This window comes from Desulfothermus okinawensis JCM 13304 (genome assembly GCF_054654515.1).
In genome coordinates, this window is the sequence record NZ_BAAIEW010000011.1 from 64,165 (window position 1) to 83,272 (window position 19,108).

Here is a 19,108-nt window from a genome sequence, read left to right on the forward strand (position 1 = left end):
ACACATTAACAAGTAATGTTAAAAATAAAATTTTTTCCAACAACCAATTGATTTATTCACTGTTGTCTATTAAGAGCATAACCACTACTGCCAAAAACAATGGGAATTAGCCAAAAAGTCAATTCAAAACAAGGAGTCTTGGACATGAAAGAGATAAAAAAGATGTATCATTCTATCCTAAAGGACCCATTTCCAAGGGAGATGCATATAACTGTAGGTGACCAGGAACTTGTTTACAAAAAACGCACTTGGGTAATAGGTGGAGAGGAAAAAGGGCTAAGGTACGGAGAAAATCCCGATCAACCTGCGGCCCTATATGAGCTTTATCAAGGAACCCTGGAACTTGGAGATGTAAAATTCAGGGTGCCTTCAAAAAACTATAACCTGGTTTCTACCATAAACGAAAAAAACATGCTTCAGGCTGGAAAACATCCTGGGAAAATAAACCTCACAGATGTGGATAATGGAATTAATATACTGCAATATCTAACAAAAAAAACCGCATGTGTTATACTAAAACACAATAATCCATGTGGTGCAGCATGGTCTGATAATGGCATATTAGATGCCCTAACAAAGGCCTATTTCAGCGATAGAATTGCAGCCTTTGGGGGATCAGTGGTTACAAATAGCCCGATTAATAAAGAGGCAGCTGAGTTTATCAACAAATACTATTTTGAAGTGATTGCTGCCCCCGAGTATGAGGAGGGTACCCTGGATATTCTCTCCAGAAGAAAAAACCTGAGAATCTTAAAGATCCAAGGTCTTGCTAACCTAGATAAGCTCATCAATGAGCCTTTTTTGGATATTAAATCATTGGTGGATGGTGGAATGATTCTACAATTTTCCTTTAGAAGCAAGATCCTTTCTCCTGAAGATTTTTTGCCAGCAGAAGCGACCAAGGACGGAGACAGGATAATTGCCAGACGTCCAACTGAAAAAGAATTTCAAGACCTTGTGTTTGCATGGGCTGTTGAGGCAGGTGTTACGTCTAACTCTGTACTCTTTGCCAAAGATGGGGCAACTGTGGCAATTGGCACAGGGGAACAGGACCGAGTTGGATGCGTAGACTTGACCATACACAAGGCATATGTAAAATATGCTGACAGATTGACGTATGAAAAGACAGGGCTGTCCTTTTACGAACTAAGGCAAAAGGCTAGATCAGACAAAAAACACTCAGAGATCCTTAAAGAAATTAACTACCAAGTAGAGAAGGATAAGGGGGGACTTACTGGGTCAGTAATGGTCTCTGATGGATTTTTCCCTTTTAGGGACGGAGTGGACCTGGCAATTGAACAAGGAGTTGTTGCCATAGCCCAGCCTGGTGGTTCCTTAAATGACTATGAAGTCATCCAGGCAGCGTGTGAAGCCAGCCCACAAGTAGCAATGGTGTTTACAGGACAGAGATCTTTTAAACACTAATATAAGTAAAGTTAATCTTGATGGCCGGGAATAGATTCTAATTCCCGGCAAAAAACAAGGCCAGGGAGATTGTGAATAACCAAGTGAATTTAAAGCCAGGTTGCATCATTGAATACCTTCATTCAAATCAGTTGAATATAGGAAGTGTTCTGTCCACAGAAAAAAATCTCACCATAGTAACTCCAAATAACAGGACCATTAAACTTACCAAAAGCCGTGTACTGCCTTGGGTTGGCCCATATCTAGGACAGGATTCTCTTCGCCAAGAGATCTTAGATCAGATTCAGGTTATTGATACCCAGAGGGAGAGGATCAAATCAGAAATAAGTACTGAGGAAATCTGGCAACTTGTACACGAAGAGGTGGAGGAGTGCTCAGTTCATTGGTTGGCAGAGCTTTTGTGGGAAAGACCTGACCCCAACCACGTGGCTGGACTGGGAAGGGCATTGGTTGAAGACAAAATCCACTTTAAGTTCTTAAATCCAAACTTTAAAATATTTTCACCTGAAATAGTTGAAGCCAAAATTAATGAGATAAAAAGGGCTGAAACAGAAAAAAAATTAATTGAGACTGGGAGACAATTTTTTAGTATCCTCTGGGAAAAAAGAGAAAACCCAAAGGTAAAGTTGCCAGAGATTGATGGTGAAATAAAAAAAGAACTCACTCTTTTTTTAAAAAAAGGGATTGCCAATCCAGACAACAAATCTTTTCAAAATAAATGGAAAAAATTAACCCAAGACATCCCAGACCAACCCCACCTCCCCCTTATATTGGCCCAGACGTGGGAACTTTTACCCAAACACTATAACTACCTCTTAGATCAGGCCGATTACACGTGGGGTAATGATTGGTGTGAAAAATACAGGGAAGATATACAGGATATAAAGGAAAATTTTTATTCCTCACAAGGGATCACAGAAGAGATCCCGTTCATATCAATTGACTCAGCATCAACAAGGGATATAGATGACGCCTTTTATATAGAGGGCTCAGAACAAACTGGATATACCATATACCTGGCCTTTGCATATCCAGTATTGGGCTGGCAATTTGAAACGGAGTTAGACAAAGAAGTCCTTAAAAGGACTTCCAGCCTATATCTTCCTGAAGGCACATCCCATATGCTTCCAGAAGAACTGGGAACAGACCTATTTAGTCTCCATGCAAAAAAACCTAAGCCTGGTCTTATAATTAAAATTGATATATCCCCCCAGGGGATTATTACATCCTATGAATTCAAAAAATCATGGATTAAGGTGGCATTTAACTTAACTTATAGAGAAGTGGAACAATATTTAGAGCAGGGAAATGACCCACAACTAACCAATGCCTATAAAATAGCTTCAATACTCAGGGAACAAAGGATAAACAGAGGGGCAGTAATAATTGAAAGGCAGGAGCCCATAATCATCTTGACCCCAGCTGGCGATGATTACCAGGTGGATTTAATTCAGCCCAATTTGTGCCCCAATGCACAACTAATAGTCTCGGAATTTATGATCCTTGCTAATTCCATAACCGCTAGATGGGCACAGGCAAATGAAATTCCTCTTATATACCGAACCCAGGACATATCACTTCCCAAGGAGAGTAGTGGTATATGGAAAGATCCAGTTAAAATTTACGGGATCATTAAACTGCTTAGCGCAACCTCCTTAGAGACAACTCCAAAACCACATGCATCTTTAGGAACCCATGGATATGCACCTATAACATCTCCTTTACGGAGATATATAGATTTCCTCAATCTGGCCCAAATAGATAGGATAGTCTCTGGACACAAACCATGGACAAAAGAAAAGCTAGAATCCCTCCTGCCATATCTAAATGTGAGACTACAGGAAGCTTCCAAGATTCAAAAATTCAGAAGCAGATACTGGAAGTTGCTATATCTAAAAAGATATAGTAAAAAGCGCTGGTGGCAGGCCATAGTGGTGGATAAAGATCCCCAGTGCTACACCATGATCCTGCCCATTGAACAGCTCCTCATAAAAGTACCCCATAACCTTATCAAAGGAGACATATATTTGGGGAAAAAATTTTGGCTGAGGTTTAACAAAATAGACCCATTAAACAACCAAATAAAGGTACAAAAAGTAGAGGAGGAAGAATGGAAAAATTAATTGCCCAACTAATATGGATTGGTATTTCTTACCTTTTTGGCTCCATCCCCTTTGGACTTATAATAGCCAAATCAAAAAAAGGTATTGATCTACGAGATGTGGGAAGTGGAAACATAGGGGCTACCAATGTAGCAAGAAGCTGTGGTTTTTCTTACGGGGTCTGCACCTTTTTATTGGACGTGTTAAAAGGTGTAATCCCCATAGCTATTGGACTCAAGATATCTCCAAGTTCTATATTTATATCGTTGACTGCACTGGCTGCAATAATAGGACACATGTACTCTGTATTTTTAAATTACAAAGGGGGCAAAGGGGTTGCAACTACCATAGGTGTTTATCTTATGCTAAATTCATTTGGATTAATTATTTCTGTAATCATTACACTTTTAGTAATTTTAATTACTGGATATGTATCCTTGGGATCAATAGTACTTGTTTTGATCATGCCTATTTTTATGATCTTCCAGAAGGGATTTGTATATTTTATCCTATCTATCTTAATTATGCTTTTGGTACTAAACAGACACAGAGACAATATTGTTAGAGTATTAAAAGGACAAGAAAATACATGGAAAAAGAAGAATTAGAGTCTGTAGAAATTATACTAGAAGAGGGGCCAGTTAAATTCAAAAAAAATCAAATCATAAAAGTAATACTGGCTCCTTTTTATTCCTTTGGTACTAAGATAAAATTTATTGGAGATATCCAGAAAATATCTATTGGTTGTTATTTGGGTAAAAATATAGATAATTCAACATTACAAATAATAGATATCTTCCTGGAAAAAAATACATATGTACAAACAATTTGTCTAAAACTAAAAATACTTAATGACATTGTCCTAAATAAGAAAAATACCTTTTATTTATGGAAAAAACATTTTTCCCTTGCAAGGATAACCCTTAGTGATAAGGGATTTTTAGGAAACAGGGAAGATTTAAGTGGTCCCTTAATTGAACAACTAATAAAAAAAGAGTTACCTCTTTCCCTTTGCCTCAGCACCATAATTCCAGATGACTATTATATACTATTTAATCTTTTAACAGATATGGCCTTTTTAAAAAAAGTTGACATGATCATTACTACTGGGGGGACAGGGGTAACTGATAGGGATATCACCCCAGATGCCACTGGTAAAGTAATAGAAAGAAGGCTGTGGGGTTTTGAACATGCAATATTTTCAGAGGGATTGAAAAAGACCAAACATGCAATGATATCCAGGGCAGTTTGTGGTATTGCAAATAAATCACTTATAATTAATCTCCCTGGCAGCAAAAAGTCTGTATTGGAAAATCTGTCAACGCTACTACCAGCCTTAAAACATACCCTTGAAAAGATACAAAATGATCCAAAAGAATGTGGGATCTAGAGACCTCCCTAAAAACCTTGAAGAACACCTTGAAAATACTGTCATAAAGATATGTGTATTTAGACTCATTGTATTTATTGTTCTTTCTTTACCAATTCTAGTTATAAATATTGAAAATTTCCAATTTTCACATTCCATTGCTGTTCTTTTTGAACACAAAGACATCATTGGATTTATTATCAGCGGATTATTTTTCACATTATTTTTTATTTTAACCTGGCGTTTTTTTAAAAATATCCTCTTATTTTTTAGACTCCAACTAATAACAGATATAATACTTGCAACTTATTTTTTACTTATAACTGGAGGCATTTCTTCTAATGGAAGTTTCTTATTCCTTGCAATTCTATTCTTATATGGAAGGATATTAGGAAAAAGGGCATCACTACATATCTTTTTATCAAGTTTACTTATACTTTCGATAATTACTATATTTCAATTAAAAAGAATACAATTTCTGAATTTAAAAACACTTACAATCCATATGGCTATCTATTATTATTCTTTACAGTTATCAGCCCTTTGTCTTATCCTGTTTCTTATAAGATTAGGAGAGTCAAGGGAAGATATTCTCTTACGGGAAATAGCCAGACAAAAAGATGCCCTAAACAAGGCAAACATATTAAAGACAAAGGTATTTGACTGGGTAAATAGTGGAATCATTGTATTGGACAAATATGGAAACATTGAAAGTATAAACAAAATGGGAGCCAAAATTTTAGGTGTTGATGACAGATATGTATTAACAAAGCCAATAAAAAAAGTCTTTCATCCTTTTTCTCAGATTTTGGATAAATGGGAGGAAAGGGAACTAATTAGGGAGGAAGTCAGAGATAAAGATCGGATCCTGGGAGTTACTGTATCTAAGGCCCCCAATAATGGGGGATATTTAATAATTTTTTCTGATATAACAAAGATTAAAGAACTGGAGAATAGAGTTGTTCAGATGGAAAAATTGGCCGCTGTTGGTGAGCTTGCAGCAGGACTAGCCCATGAAATAAAAAATCCCCTATCTGGAATAAAAGGCTCCCTGCAATTATTAAATAATAGCCGTATAACCCAGGAACAAAGAAATAGATTAAATCAAATAATCTTCAGGGATATAACCAGATTGGATAATTTACTAAAGGACTTTTTATATTTTGCAAGGCCAAAGGAACCAGAGCCAGATAATATTGACTTAGAAGATTTTTTAAATCAAATAGTACTCTATATAAAGAGTGCTTATCCCCATGTAAAAGTAAGACTTACCCCTTCAATCAGGGGCAAAAAGATCATATGGGATCAGGACCAGCTAAAACAGGTTATGTTAAATTTAATCATAAATAGCATTCAGGCAATGGAAGATTCTGAAAAAAAACAAATTACAATTGGCTTTGGTAGGGACAAAAGCAAAAATTCAATGATATTTATTCAAGACACAGGGATGGGAATAGAGTTAGATCATATAAAACACATTTTTGATCCCTTCTACACCACAAAGCCTCAGGGGTCAGGTCTTGGACTGGCCATTGCCCAACGCCTATCAAATCAAAACAATTCATGGATTGAGATAAAAAATAGGCAAAGTACAGGAACAATTGCAAAGATATATTGTGAGTGTAAAACTGATCAACCCAAATTTATCAAAACCCGGGTTAAGTCCTGAAAGCAAAAATAATGGAGGATAGATTTGTTTATAGCAGATCTTCATATACATTCCAGATATTCCCGTGCAACCAGCAAAAGACTTACTATAAGAAATTTGGCAGCATGGGGGGCTATTAAGGGAATAGATGTAATTGGAACCGGTGATTTTACACACCCTGGATGGATGAGGGAGATAGAAGAAAGCCTTTTTCAAGGGGAAGATGGTCTCCTTCACCTGAAAGAACCATCAAATTTAGAGTCTGAAATAGATTTTCCCCTGGAATGTAAAATAGAACCTAAAATATCTTTTATTTTATCCACAGAAATTAGTTCCATATATAAAAAAGGGGATAGGGTTAGAAAAATACACAATGTGGTGGTAATGCCGAGCATTGATGCGGCCAAAAAATTCAATAAAAAACTTGCCCAAATAGGAAACCTGGAATCAGATGGCAGGCCTATTTTAGGGCTGGATTGTCAACACCTCATAGAGATGGTGTTGGAAACCCATGAAAAGGCCTTTTTGATCCCTGCCCACATATGGACCCCGTGGTTTTCTCTTTTTGGTTCAAGGTCAGGATTTGATTCAATTGAAGAATGCTTTGGATCTTATACCAGTGAAATCTTTGCCCTTGAAACAGGTCTATCTTCTGATCCACCAATGAACTGGATGTGGAGCGAATTGGATAGATTCTACCTTGTATCAAATTCAGATGCCCACTCAGGAGAAAAATTGGGAAGGGAGGCCAACTTGTTTAAAGGGGACGTGTCTTATGACACAATATACAATGCACTAAAATTTAGAACTGGTGACTTTTTAGGTACCATTGAATTTTTCCCAGAAGAAGGCAAGTACCACCTTGATGGACACAGAAAATGTGGAATTGTTCTTGAACCAGAAAAGGCAATTGAATTCAACAACATATGTCCTGTATGTAAACAACCCTTAACAATTGGAGTAATGCATAGAATTCTATCCCTAGCTGACAGAAAGAAACCCCAAAAACCCAAAGGCTCCCCAGATTTCCACTCCCTTATACCACTCACAGAAATTATCTCTGAGATCTTGAAAAGGGGTCCAAAGACAAAGGCAGTGTACAGGGTATATAAATCTCTTATCAAAGAATTTAGGTCTGAAATCCAGATCCTCATGCAAGTCCCAGTTGAGGAACTCAAAAAATTCTCTCCTAGATTGGCAATGGGTATTGATAAAATGAGGAAGGGAGAGGTGTACAAAGAACCTGGTTTTGATGGGCAGTATGGAAAGATTTCACTTTTTTCTACAAAAAAAAATAAAGCGAAAAAAATAACATCTCCAGGGTTATCAGAAACCACCCTGCCCCCTACAAAAGATTCCAGACTGACCTTTAATAGAGAACAACTCCATGCCATAACAACTAATAATACTCCCTGTATGGTAATTGCAGGTCCAGGCACAGGTAAAACTAGAACCATAATTGGCAGGACCAAATACCTTATAGAAGAAAGGGGGGTCGACCCGTCCAAAATACTCATCCTCACATTTACCATTGCTGCATCCCTGGAGCTAAAAGAGAGGCTCTCCAAAGAAGAAAATATCTTTGCGCCAAAAATATCCACTATTCACAGCCTTGGATTTGAAATACTAAAAGAGAAAATTGGACAACCCCCTGTTATTTTAAGTGAGATAGATGCAAAAAAACTTTTTTTGCAGGAGAACAAAGATACAGGACTCTGGGAGAGATATCAATATGAGCGTGAACAATTGTTGCCCCCAAGCTCTAAGGAACTTCACACACAATACATACAGCTTAAAAAGAAAAAGGGACTTTTTGACTACACTGACCTCGTGGAATTTCTAATAAATTACTTGAGGAACAACAAGAAAAATCTCAATTTTGAACACATACTTGTTGATGAAATACAGGACCTATCTCCAATACAGATAGAAGTCATAAGGCTACTTGCAAATAATGGGGGAGAGGGATTTTTTGGAATTGGGGATCCAAACCAGGCAATATATTCTTTTAGAGGGGGAGTAAAAAATATTATTGACACCCTAAAACAAATATATCCCAATTTGCAAATCCTATCTCTGGAAAAAAATTACAGGACCAGAGATAAAATTATAAAACTGTGTTCCCCCCTTATTCAATTTGGCAAACCCACAATAGCAGAGTCTAGAGAAAAGGGAGAGATATTTTTATATAAAGCACCAACATCCACCATGGAGGCAAATTGGATTGCAAAACAAATAAAAAAATTAATTGGTGCAACATCCCACATGGAGGCAGATTTAGGAAAAACAGGTCCTATGTCTCCTTCAGATATAGCAGTACTTGTGAGATTTAAGGGTTTAATCCCTCCCATAAAAAAGGCCCTGGATAAAATGGGGATCCCCTGCAATACCCCAGAAGAGATAAATTTCTATGACGACCCAAATGTTGAAAAATTTTTGCAATTAATATCCAGTTGGCTAGAAGATAAAGAGGGACCATTAAATGGAGTAACTCTTTCAAACTTAAGGGATGTCAAAGAAAAATTAGTAGAGCATAAAATATTCGACCCCCTATTTTTCTCGTCCAATAGTTTTAAAAAGTTAGAAAATACATTTAATAGGCTAAAATCGTGGAAAGAAGTCTTAGGTTGGGTAGCCCTGCAAAGGGAATTTGACGCAATATCTGATAGGGCACAAAAGGTGTGCATAACCACCATACATGCATCAAAAGGCCTGGAGTTTGAAGCTGTCTTTTTGCCGGCATTAGAGGAAGATATAATTCCTTTTTCCAGGGAAAAATTTTCAAGAAATGAAAATGTTGTTTCAACTGTTGATATGTATGAAGAAGAACGTCTTTTGTTTGTTGGAATAACCAGGGCAAAAGCTAAACTTTTTTTAAGTTATGCCCAAAAAAGAGAAGTCTTTGGAAAAAAGTTTTCCTTTGGACCATCCCCTTTTTTAAAAAAGCTGAAACTGGATCTGGCTGTTAAGATAAGGGCCAGGCTAAAAAAAAGAAAAAAAATTGTGGATATCCCTTTATCTTGAATAAAAAAATCTGCCTATTTCTTTAGCTCTGTTATGGATCAAGTGATTAGTGAATAGTGATTAGTGGTGTGTGTGAGTGTATGTGTATGTGTGTGAGAAAGTTACAGATCACAGACACATCAAAAGCTTAAAACTTCGTAGCTAATGGAAATAAGCAAAAAAATTTAACCCTGGGGAAAAACATGGACACATTTAAAATAGGAACAACCTCCTTTGTATTTCCAGATACAATTTACAATAACTGCAAAAAACTGGAAAAGCTAGTTGATGAAGTTTCAATAGTGATGTTTGAAACCTCATCATGTTTAAATTATACAAAAAAAGACCTGCCTGACCAACTAAAACAACTTGATTTATCCTACAATATTCACCTTCCCCTGGATCTGCCCTGGGAAAAAGGTTTAAGTGATGTGATAGACAACATATTAAAATTAATAGATAAAACAAAATTTTTAACACCCACGTTTTATATTTTGCATCCCCCTCCATCTAAAAAAATTTTCATTGAATTCACGAAAAAAATCCAGGATATGGATGTGGACATGCACAAAATCCTCCTTGAAAACATACGAGAAAATAACTTAATGGAGATATGGGATGTCATTTACAGTACACCATTTAATGTTTGTCTGGACTTAGGTCACTTAATTGAATATAATCAGTTTAATATGTTACACATTCCTGGATTATATTCAAAGACAAAGATGCTCCACATATATTCTCCCAAAAATGGGCTGCACAACTCCCTGGAATTGTTGGATAAAAAAGGAATCTCAATTCTAAAAGAAATCTTAAGCAAGGTATCCAACACCCTATCTCAAATAACTGTCACCATAGAAGTATTTGATTTTAAGGATCTTCTAACCTCCCTTGACTTTTTCAAGTCATTGTGTAGGGGAATCTAGATAGGTATTACCCAAGGACTTTGGTTATGTCTTATTTTAGAAAATTAGATAGCAAACTAGATCAGCTCCTGGAACTTTTAAACAAAAAGCAGAGGTGGCTGATCATGTGTGTTGCAGATCCAGATGCCATGGCTTCAGCTATGGCCTTAAAAAAAATATTAGTGAGGAAAGTGGAAAGTGTTGGTATTGCAATGGTAAATGAGGTGAGCAGACCTGATAACCTTGCAATGATAAAATACCTGAAGATACCAATAAAAAAATTAACCCCCCTTCTGGCTGCTCAATATGATAAATTTGCACTTGTTGATTCCCAACCCCACCACAACAGTGAGTTTTCAAGCTTTGAATTCAGTATTGTGATTGATCACCATCCAATATCAAAGGAAAATCCTGTTCAAGCAGACTTTGTAGAGATTCAGCCAGAATATGGTGCCAATAGTACCATACTCACTGAATTTTTATATAACTTAAAGCTGAGACCAGGTCGTCTTTTATCAACTGCACTCCTCTACGGCATAAAGACGGACACCCATAGCTTTGAGAACAACTTCCACGATGCAGATATGCGTGCCTTCAGGTATTTGAGTAAATTTGCCCATCAGAATCTACTGAGAAAGATAGTTCGAAGTGAATACAAATTAGAGTGGCTAAAATATTTCTCACAGGCCTTAAAAAAGGTACGGGTTATTGGTGATGGACTAACTGTATTTATGGGAGAGGTGGATTCCACCGACATATTGGTTATCCTGGCAGATTTTTTTATGAAGATCCATGACATATCATGGGATATTGTAATTGGTATATATGAAGGCAAATTAATTGCAATATTTAGAGGAGATGGGATAAAACACAATATGGGGAACCTGGCAAAAAAACTCTTTGGTGATGTTGGAAGTGCTGGAGGACACAAGGCAATGGCCAGGGCTGAAGTAGATATGGAACGATTAAAAGAACATCCACAGCAATTTTTGTGGGACAGGATGGAAGGTTGCCAACTAATCAAAAGGATTAAGAAAAAGCAAAATGACAAAGAGTATTCTTAATAGGCTAAACTTACCCAGACATCCCATCTATTTAATAGATGGATCATCATATATTTACCGGGCATTTTACGCATTCTCAGATTTAAAGACAAAAGATGGATTTCCCACAAATGCACTATTTATAATTTTGAGACTGCTCCTAAAGATATTGAGACAAGAAAACCCTAAATTTGCCTGCTTTGTTATTGATGGAAAGGGACCAACCTTTAGAAATGACATTGATACAACCTATAAGGCCAATAGACTCAAAATGCCAGAGCAACTTAGTATGCAAATCCCACCTATATTAGAGGGGGTAAACCTCCTGGGAATCAAGACCGTTGTTGCACAAGGCTTTGAAGCCGATGACTACATTGCCTCAATGTGTGAATTGTTTAAAAAAGAGTTGCCCATTGTAATAGTTGGTTCAGATAAAGACCTATTTCAGCTCTTAGATGAAAATGTGCTCTTATGGGATCCATCGGGGAAAAAAGAAAAACTTTTGACTAAAGAGAACTTCCTAAAACAAAGAGGATTTTCCCCTGAGTTATGGCCACTTTATCAGGCACTTATTGGAGATAGTAGTGACAATATCAAAGGGATCCCAGGAATTGGGCCAAAGACAGGACTATCTATCATTAAGAGATTCTCCAGCATAGATGAAATCTTTAGCAACTTGGATAAACTTTCACCAAGTGTTCACAAAAAATTAAAGGGTCAAAGGGAAAATCTTGAGAAATTCTTAAAACTCACCATATTAAAAAAGGACGTACCAATTTGTACTGACCTTAACTCTTATGAGGTAAGAAAAATAGATGAGGAAAATATAAAACCGTTTTTAAGAAGATATGAGTTTTCTAGTCTCATAAAAGAGCTTAAACTGGATCCAGCTAACCTCCAGAAGATACATACCTCAAACAGTGAAAACCATAAAATAAAAACTCAAGATCTAGAAAAAGAGGCCCAGGGAGAAGATATAGCTGTTTTGCCCAATGGATCTTTTCTTGTTGCCACAAGGGAACATGAAGGCTCCACAAGGGAACAACATGAAATCTTGAAAATTATTAGGGCAGCTAAAAAAGTATATGTGCCATCCCTCAAAAAACTACTCTATGATATTGAAAAATATGACCTTCCCCTGGATAACCTCTTTGACCTATCTTTAGGTTCATATCTAATTGAACCAGAACTCAGGGACTATTCCCTAAAAAGCATTGTATCAAGGTTTTCACCAAACAAACAAGAGTTATCTTATGTAGCCAGTATCATAGATACGGGAGAATATATATTCGAGCTGCTAAAAGAAAATAATTTATTTGAATTATATGAAAATATAGAAAGGCCACTTGTGCCTATCTTAATCTCCATGGAAAAAAATGGGATAAAAATAGACAAAAAAAAGTTTTCAGAGTTTCTACAGGAAGTTGAAAGTGAATTAACAAAACTTACCAATAAAATTTACAAATATGCACAACAAGAATTTAATATAAGGTCAAGCAAGCAGCTCTCCTATATCCTATTTAAAAAAATGGGGTTAAAGCCAGGAAGAAAGACACCTAAGGGGGAATACTCCACATCAATCGATGTCCTGGAATCAATAAAAAATCAACATCCAATAATAGAAGACATCTTAAAATATAGAAAATTAGAAAAACTCCGCTCCACATACCTCATACCTCTGCCAGAGCTGGCAGATCAAAACTCCAGAATACATACTAATTTCAATCAACTGGCAACTGCAACAGGAAGGCTTTCATCATCCAACCCAAATCTTCAAAACATACCCATAAAAGGCGAATTTGGGCCAAAGATGAGGTCCTGTTTTATCCCTGAGCAGGGAAACTTAATTATATCAGCAGACTATTCCCAGGTGGAGTTAAGGGTCCTTGCACACTTTTCAAAAGATCCTTATCTAGTAGATGCATTTATAAAGGGCTCAGACATACATTCCTCAACAGCTGCAGCACTCTTTGACAAACCACCAGAAGAGGTTACAAAAGACGAGCGTAGAAAGGCTAAGACAATAAATTTTGGATTAATATATGGCATGGGCCCTAAAAAACTCTCAAATGAACTGGGAATATCCATGACAGAATCCAAAAAATTCATTGAAAAATATTTCAGCAAGCTAACTGGTGTAAAAGATTTCTTTGAACAGGTGGAGAGAGAGGTAGAAGAAAATCTTTATGTAACAACCCTTTCTGGAAGAAAAAGACACCTGCCTAACATAACTTCCAGAAACAACAATCTTGCATCTCAGGCAAAGAGGATGGCAATTAATACAAAGATTCAGGGCAGTGCAGCTGACATAATAAAAATTGCAATGATAAATATTGCAACCAATAAAAACCTAAAAGAAATGGAAGTTAAGCTCCTTTTACAAATCCACGATGAACTCCTGTTTGAATGTCCTGAAACACATGGAGAAGATGCCGCTAAAATAATTAAGAAGATTATGTCTTCAGTATGGGAACTGGAAGTCCCCCTGGTTGTTGATATAGGAATTGGGAAAAACTGGGCAGAAGCACATTGAAGGATGAAGGGTGTATGTGAAAGTGTGTGTATGTGTATGTGTGAGTGTGTGTATATATGGAAGTTACAGATCACAGACACAGCAAAGGACGTTGAACCTTTTATAGAAGTTATATAAGGAGTTAATATGTCTTGCAAATTTAGACTACTTACACCTGGACCTACCATGATCCCCCAAAAAATTGAATTGGAAATGGCAAAACACGTGACCCATCACAGAAAAGAAGAATTTAAAGCCATAATGGTTGAACTCCAGAAAAAGTTAAAACTCCTTTTTGGGACAAAAAATGAAGTGCTTATACTCTCATCCTCTGGAACAGGGGCCATGCAAGCAGCTGTGTTTAATCTATTCAACAAAGGAGAAAAAGTAGTTGTAATCCAGGGGGGGAAATTCGGCAAGCGGTGGCTGGAGATTGCCAAGACAAAGGGGCTGGATGTAATAGAATTAGAAGTTCCATGGGGAAATTCTCTAGATATTGAAAGATTAAAAGAATTAATTAAAAAAAATAAAGATATTAAGGGAATACTTGTCCAGGCATCAGAGACCTCCACAGGGGTACTCCATCCAATTAAAGATATTGGCAACCTGGTCAGGGATAATGATATTTTACTTATTGTAGACGGCATTTCAGCAGTTGGCATATCCCCCCTTCCCATGGATAAGTGGCATATTGATTGTCTTATTACTGGTTCTCAGAAGGGGCTAATGGTTCCACCAGGACTAGCATTGATTAGCTTAAGTAACAGGGCATGGGAAAAGGCAAGAGAAGTAAAAAGGGAGGACTTTTATTTCTATCTCATAGGTGAGAGGGAAAAGATAAAAAATGGACAAACCCTGTACACATCGCCTGTTAGCCTAATCTATGGATTAAAGGCATCCATGGAGATACTTTTTGAACGTCCTTTGCATGAGACCTATAAAAAATATTGGGCACTAACACAGATGACCAGATATGGTATTGAGGCTATGGGACTTCAATGTTTTGCAAAGACAAATTATACCTGGGGACTTACCAGCGTAAGACTTCCCAAAGAAGTTGATGGACAAAACCTGCTTAAATATCTGGCTAAAAATTTCAACCTTTATATAGCTGGAGGGCAGGATCATTTAAAGGGAAGGATAATCCGTATAGGTCACATGGGAGATGTTGATTTTGGAGACATCCTATTCGCCCTATGTGCAATCTCTGAAGCCCTTGAGTCTTTATACCACATAAAGCCATTAAATAGAGATTTTCTTGAACAGGCATTTTCTAAATATCGTGATACCCTTGATATGGGGTATCCTGGATCGGAGTAAACACTACCCGATTTCGCCCTGCCCTCTTTGCCTTATATAAATTTTTATCTGCTATCTTTATCAACTCATCAATATCCTTCATGGTGCTTAAAAATTCAGCTATACCAATGCTTATTGTCACAGGTCTATTAACCCCAAAATCATAACTTTCAATAACCCTTCGCAATTTTTCAGCAAGTGCTGTTGCCTGGATACCATTTGTCTCTGGGCATATGATCATAAACTCTTCACCACCCCATCTACCAGCAGTATCGCACTCTCTTATATTTCTTATAATTAAGTTAGACACCTTTTGTAAAACCAAATCTCCCATATCATGGCCAAATCTGTCATTTATTTTTTTAAAAAAATCTATATCCAATAATATCAAAGAAAAAATCCTGTTATATCTTTTAGCCCTGATAAATTCTCTTCTTAAATCACTGTCGATTTTTCTACGATTAAAAACTCCTGTTAATTGGTCAGTTATTGATAAAATCCTTAGCTCTTCAGTTAATTTCTTTAATTGCAAATTTTTCTTATATAAACCATTTTCAGTTAATTTTTCCAGATCTGCTGCAATCTTTTCTATCTCATTTTTAGGAGTGTTAATTCTCTTATCAATATGTTTTCCTTCAATTAAATGCTGTACTCTTTCCTTTAATTCTGTGATAGGCTTAACAATTCTATTACCAAGTAGCTTACTCAAAAACCACCCAAGAAACAATGAGATAAAAATAACAACGCCCAAACTTCCAAGTATTTTTACAACAATTGACATTATAATTTCTTTTTTATCTATTTCAGTCACTACCTTCCATCCAACAACATTAACATCATCTAAAAAAGCAAGTTTAGTTTTACCGGAATTTTTATATTCAATTTCATGCTTATCTTTCAGTATATTATAAAGATCATAAAAATTTTTACGCAGCAATTTTTCATTTTTATGAATAATTATATCTCCTCTATTTGTAATCACAAAACTATTTTGAGATTTAAAACCTTCACCTATTAAGCTTTGATTTAATTTTTGAACCAGCCTATGTAATGAAGTATCAATGGCAATTACTCCAGATATATTATTATTCTTGTCTATTAAAGCCTTGCTTATTGATATAAGCCATTCTTTTGTTTTTATTTCCCTATAGGGAAGGCCATCTGATATATTTGGAGCTTTCTTTATTGCAATCTTGTACCACGGTCTTACAGTAGAATTAAATCCTGGTGGCGGAATGTAATTGTTGATTAATAGGGAACCATCTTTGAATCCAGCATAGATGTAATTAATGTCTGGGTCTGACAATTCAAAATCTCTAAAAATTTTAAGCACTTCTTTTCTATTTTCTTCACCAAGCAACAGCACATTTCTAACCCCGTCAATTCTACTCAAAAAATCAATATAATTATGAAGCTTAACAAAATATCCCTCTAGGAGAAACTTTAGGGCTTGATTGCGCTGTCTAAGGTATGATTTTACGTTGGAATAAAAGGTAAAATAGAGAAAACTACCCAACAAAATCCCAAAAATGACCAGAATATTAATTGAAAATAAAGTAATTACCTTAAAAATTTCATTCTTAATGGTTCTATATTTCATAAAATAACCCTTAACTAAAATTAAATAAAAGGATAACTTACACTTTAACCCAAGTCCATCATTTTGTTGAACTTGTAGTAAATATTTATAAAAAATAAAAAAAGTTACCTGTATTTCAAGCAAATAAAAGGATAACCAACTTTTATACAAAAATTTAGACCTACAAAATTCAAATTGCATAAGAAAAATTTCTCTGTTAGAAACAAGTAAATAGTGTATTTAATAGAAACTTCTGTATGGAAACTTCAAGGGGAAAATCAATGTCCGAAGAAAAGAGGGAAAAGATCACCAAGGAATATCTTAAAAAAGGGCCACTTCCAAAGGTCGATTTTATCACATTTGTTATGTCCCTTAGCTCATCAGCCCTGGTTCACCTAGGAGAAGTGTCTGACCCAGTTACTGGAAAAACTGATGTAAACCTTGAGCTTGCCAGGCATACAATTGATGTCCTTTCAATGCTTGAAGAAAAGACCAGGGGTAATTTAAGCAGGGAAGAAGAAGAATTTTTTAAAAATATCTTATTTGAGCTTAAGATGAAATATGTTCAACGTACATAACTAACAGGTATTGATATTTAGGAGACACCAAATGACCATATCAGTTGGAATAGTTGGGGCACTTGGTTATACAGGTACAGAACTAATAAGGCTTATATCACAACATCCAGAACTTGAACTAAAATTTGCCACTTCAAGGAAAAATTGTGGTAAAAAATTACTGGATGAATTTGGTTTCCTTAAAGGGACTAAAGAGGGAAAAATTGATATAATTCATCCTGAAAAATGCATGGATATTCAGGTAGATCTTGTTTTTTTGGCGGTTCCCCACAAAAGTGCTATGGAATATGTACCTTCCTTCCTTGAAAAAGACGTAAAAGTTGTCGATTTAAGTGCTGATTTTCGTCTGTCAAATCCAGAGATTTACGAAAAATGGTACCAGACAGATCACAAGCAAAAGCAGTTACTTCCAAAGGCAGTATATGGGCTAATTGAACTATATAGAGATAAGATAAAATCTGCTAACCTTGTTGCAAATCCAGGATGTTATCCAACATCAATTATACTGGGACTGTATCCAGCCCTAAAAAATTCTCTTATCTGTCCTTCACCAATTATAATTGACAGCAAATCAGGGACTAGTGGTGCTGGTAGATCTGCTAAACTTGGCATAATCTTCAGCGAGGTTTATGATAATTTCAGACCCTATAGCATTGGAGGAGTTCATAGGCACACCCCTGAAATAGAAGAACAACTCAGTAAAATTGCCAACACAAATATAACAGTATCTTTTAACCCTCATCTGCTACCCATTCAAAGGGGCATAATTTCTACTATGTATGTAAAGCTCAAAAATAATGTCTCTTTTGAACAGTTATACCAGGCATATACGGAATTTGACATACAAAATAAGTGGATTAGATTATATGAAGAGAATAGGCTGGTGGAAACCAGAAATGTAAGAGGTACCATGTACTGCGACATCTCCCTGTGTTTTGACAAGAGGACCCATACTGTTTTGATAATAAGTTGCATTGACAACATATGTAGAGGAGCATCTGGACAGGCCATTGCAAATGCAAATTTGATGTTTGGGCTTAAAGAAAGCACAGGGTTAGAGACCCTAGCCATTATACCCTAGTGTGAGGTTTAAGCTATGGGGAAAAATTTTACCTATCAGGAAATATTTGTAGGACGTCAACCTATTTTTGATAGAAAACTAAATATATATGGGTATGAACTACTTTTTCGCGATGCAGACGTTGGGTCAGCCAATGTGACAGATGGGGATGTGGCCACATCAAAGGTAATTGTAGATGGACTTACCCTTGCTCAAAGGGGAGTAAATAAAAATATTCGTTTCTTTATCAATTTTCCTTATAACTCCTTAATCTCTGGCATAGCAGAAGTATTACCCAGGGAGATAATAGTTGTTGAGGTCCTGGAAGATGTAATTATTGACAAGTCAGTGCTAAAAACCTGCATTGATTTAAAGAAAAAAGGATATATATTGGCATTAGACGATTATATTGGACATATTACAAATGAAAAACTATTTAAATTAATAGATATAGTTAAAATAGATATCTTGAATATGGAGTTTGAAACAATTGAAGACCTTATATCTAAGGTTAAAAATTTAAATCCTTCCATAAAAATACTTGTAGAAAAAGTAGAGGATAGATATACATTCAATGTAACAAAA

At 36.1% G+C, this 19,108-nt stretch carries 14 protein-coding genes; 13 read left to right on the forward strand and 1 reads right to left on the reverse strand.

Translation table 11 applies throughout. The features are described from left to right. Positions 1-144 precede the first annotated feature (144 nt). The 10 genes from ACYQ0O_RS05855 (at position 145) to ACYQ0O_RS05900 (ending at position 15,327) form a co-directional block, all read left to right on the forward strand. Positions 145-1,425 (forward strand): IMP cyclohydrolase, encoded by a 1,281-nt coding sequence (locus tag ACYQ0O_RS05855; protein WP_459891501.1) that lies wholly within the window; start codon positions 145-147, stop codon positions 1,423-1,425. An 83-nt stretch (positions 1,426-1,508) separates the two neighbouring features. Continuing rightward, positions 1,509-3,548: a ribonuclease catalytic domain-containing protein gene (locus ACYQ0O_RS05860; RefSeq protein ID WP_459891502.1), complete on the forward strand. Its 2,040-nt coding sequence runs from the start codon at positions 1,509-1,511 to the stop codon at positions 3,546-3,548. Then, positions 3,536-4,135: a glycerol-3-phosphate 1-O-acyltransferase PlsY gene (gene plsY, locus ACYQ0O_RS05865; RefSeq protein ID WP_075068745.1), complete on the forward strand. Its 600-nt coding sequence runs from the start codon at positions 3,536-3,538 to the stop codon at positions 4,133-4,135. The genes ACYQ0O_RS05860 and plsY overlap by 13 nt, the downstream gene beginning before the upstream one ends. Continuing rightward, a complete protein-coding gene (locus tag ACYQ0O_RS05870) occupies positions 4,117-4,917 on the forward strand; it encodes a MogA/MoaB family molybdenum cofactor biosynthesis protein (protein ID WP_459891503.1) in 801 nt (266 codons plus the stop codon). The genes plsY and ACYQ0O_RS05870 overlap by 19 nt, the downstream gene beginning before the upstream one ends. Continuing rightward, the gene (locus ACYQ0O_RS05875; protein ID WP_459891505.1) at positions 4,892-6,565 is read left to right on the forward strand and encodes a two-component system sensor histidine kinase NtrB; all 1,674 of its coding nucleotides are present in this window, start codon (positions 4,892-4,894) and stop codon (positions 6,563-6,565) included. Before ACYQ0O_RS05870 ends, ACYQ0O_RS05875 begins: the two co-directional genes overlap by 26 nt. Positions 6,566-6,589: 24 nt before the next feature. Then, positions 6,590-9,568: a UvrD-helicase domain-containing protein gene (locus ACYQ0O_RS05880; protein ID WP_459891506.1), complete on the forward strand. Its 2,979-nt coding sequence runs from the start codon at positions 6,590-6,592 to the stop codon at positions 9,566-9,568. A 182-nt stretch (positions 9,569-9,750) separates the two neighbouring features. Further along, positions 9,751-10,473 carry a cobamide remodeling phosphodiesterase CbiR gene (gene cbiR / locus ACYQ0O_RS05885; RefSeq protein WP_459891507.1) on the forward strand — a complete coding sequence of 241 codons (723 nt, stop codon included), beginning with the start codon at positions 9,751-9,753 and terminating at the stop codon, positions 10,471-10,473. Positions 10,474-10,499: 26 nt separating this feature from the next. Next, a complete protein-coding gene (locus tag ACYQ0O_RS05890; RefSeq protein ID WP_459891508.1) occupies positions 10,500-11,516 on the forward strand; it encodes a DHH family phosphoesterase in 1,017 nt (338 codons plus the stop codon). Then, the gene (polA, locus tag ACYQ0O_RS05895; protein ID WP_459891509.1) at positions 11,497-14,028 is read left to right on the forward strand and encodes a DNA polymerase I; all 2,532 of its coding nucleotides are present in this window, start codon (positions 11,497-11,499) and stop codon (positions 14,026-14,028) included. Before ACYQ0O_RS05890 ends, polA begins: the two co-directional genes overlap by 20 nt. Before the next feature lie 126 nt (positions 14,029-14,154). Beyond that, entirely contained in the window at positions 14,155-15,327 is a 1,173-nt protein-coding gene (locus ACYQ0O_RS05900; RefSeq protein WP_459891510.1) for a pyridoxal-phosphate-dependent aminotransferase family protein, read from the forward strand. Here the strand turns inward: ACYQ0O_RS05900 and ACYQ0O_RS05905 are convergent. Continuing rightward, positions 15,281-16,906, reverse strand: a complete 1,626-nt coding sequence (locus tag ACYQ0O_RS05905) for a sensor domain-containing diguanylate cyclase (protein ID WP_459891511.1) — start codon at positions 16,904-16,906, stop codon at positions 15,281-15,283. The genes ACYQ0O_RS05900 and ACYQ0O_RS05905 overlap by 47 nt on opposite strands. 260 nt (positions 16,907-17,166) lie before the next feature. On the opposite strand from ACYQ0O_RS05905, the gene ACYQ0O_RS05910 reads away from it, so the two are divergent. The 3 genes from ACYQ0O_RS05910 to ACYQ0O_RS05920 all read left to right on the forward strand — a co-directional run. Beyond that, the gene (locus tag ACYQ0O_RS05910) at positions 17,167-17,463 is read left to right on the forward strand and encodes a DUF1844 domain-containing protein (protein ID WP_459891512.1); all 297 of its coding nucleotides are present in this window, start codon (positions 17,167-17,169) and stop codon (positions 17,461-17,463) included. A 31-nt stretch (positions 17,464-17,494) separates the two neighbouring features. Next, the gene (argC, locus tag ACYQ0O_RS05915; RefSeq protein WP_459891513.1) at positions 17,495-18,544 is read left to right on the forward strand and encodes an N-acetyl-gamma-glutamyl-phosphate reductase; all 1,050 of its coding nucleotides are present in this window, start codon (positions 17,495-17,497) and stop codon (positions 18,542-18,544) included. Positions 18,545-18,559: 15 nt separating this feature from the next. Beyond that, on the forward strand, positions 18,560-19,108 hold a 549-nt coding region (locus ACYQ0O_RS05920; RefSeq protein ID WP_459891514.1), incomplete at its 3' end, for an EAL and HDOD domain-containing protein.

Bases quoted from the DNA above. Each gene is read 5' to 3' on its own strand.
- ACYQ0O_RS05875 (WP_459891505.1), top strand. From the start codon at position 4,892: ATGATCCAAAAGAATGTGGGATCTAGAGACCTCCCTAAAAACCTTGAA.
- ACYQ0O_RS05870 (WP_459891503.1), top strand. From the start codon at position 4,117: ATGGAAAAAGAAGAATTAGAGTCTGTAGAAATTATACTAGAAGAGGGG.
- ACYQ0O_RS05890 (WP_459891508.1), top strand. From the start codon at position 10,500: ATGTCTTATTTTAGAAAATTAGATAGCAAACTAGATCAGCTCCTGGAA.
- ACYQ0O_RS05855 (WP_459891501.1), top strand. From the start codon at position 145: ATGAAAGAGATAAAAAAGATGTATCATTCTATCCTAAAGGACCCATTT.
- plsY (WP_075068745.1), top strand. From the start codon at position 3,536: ATGGAAAAATTAATTGCCCAACTAATATGGATTGGTATTTCTTACCTT.
- polA (WP_459891509.1), top strand. From the start codon at position 11,497: ATGACAAAGAGTATTCTTAATAGGCTAAACTTACCCAGACATCCCATC.
- cbiR (WP_459891507.1), top strand. From the start codon at position 9,751: ATGGACACATTTAAAATAGGAACAACCTCCTTTGTATTTCCAGATACA.
- argC (WP_459891513.1), top strand. From the start codon at position 17,495: ATGACCATATCAGTTGGAATAGTTGGGGCACTTGGTTATACAGGTACA.
- ACYQ0O_RS05905 (WP_459891511.1), bottom strand. From the start codon at position 16,906: ATGAAATATAGAACCATTAAGAATGAAATTTTTAAGGTAATTACTTTA.
- ACYQ0O_RS05910 (WP_459891512.1), top strand. From the start codon at position 17,167: ATGTCCGAAGAAAAGAGGGAAAAGATCACCAAGGAATATCTTAAAAAA.
- ACYQ0O_RS05900 (WP_459891510.1), top strand. From the start codon at position 14,155: ATGTCTTGCAAATTTAGACTACTTACACCTGGACCTACCATGATCCCC.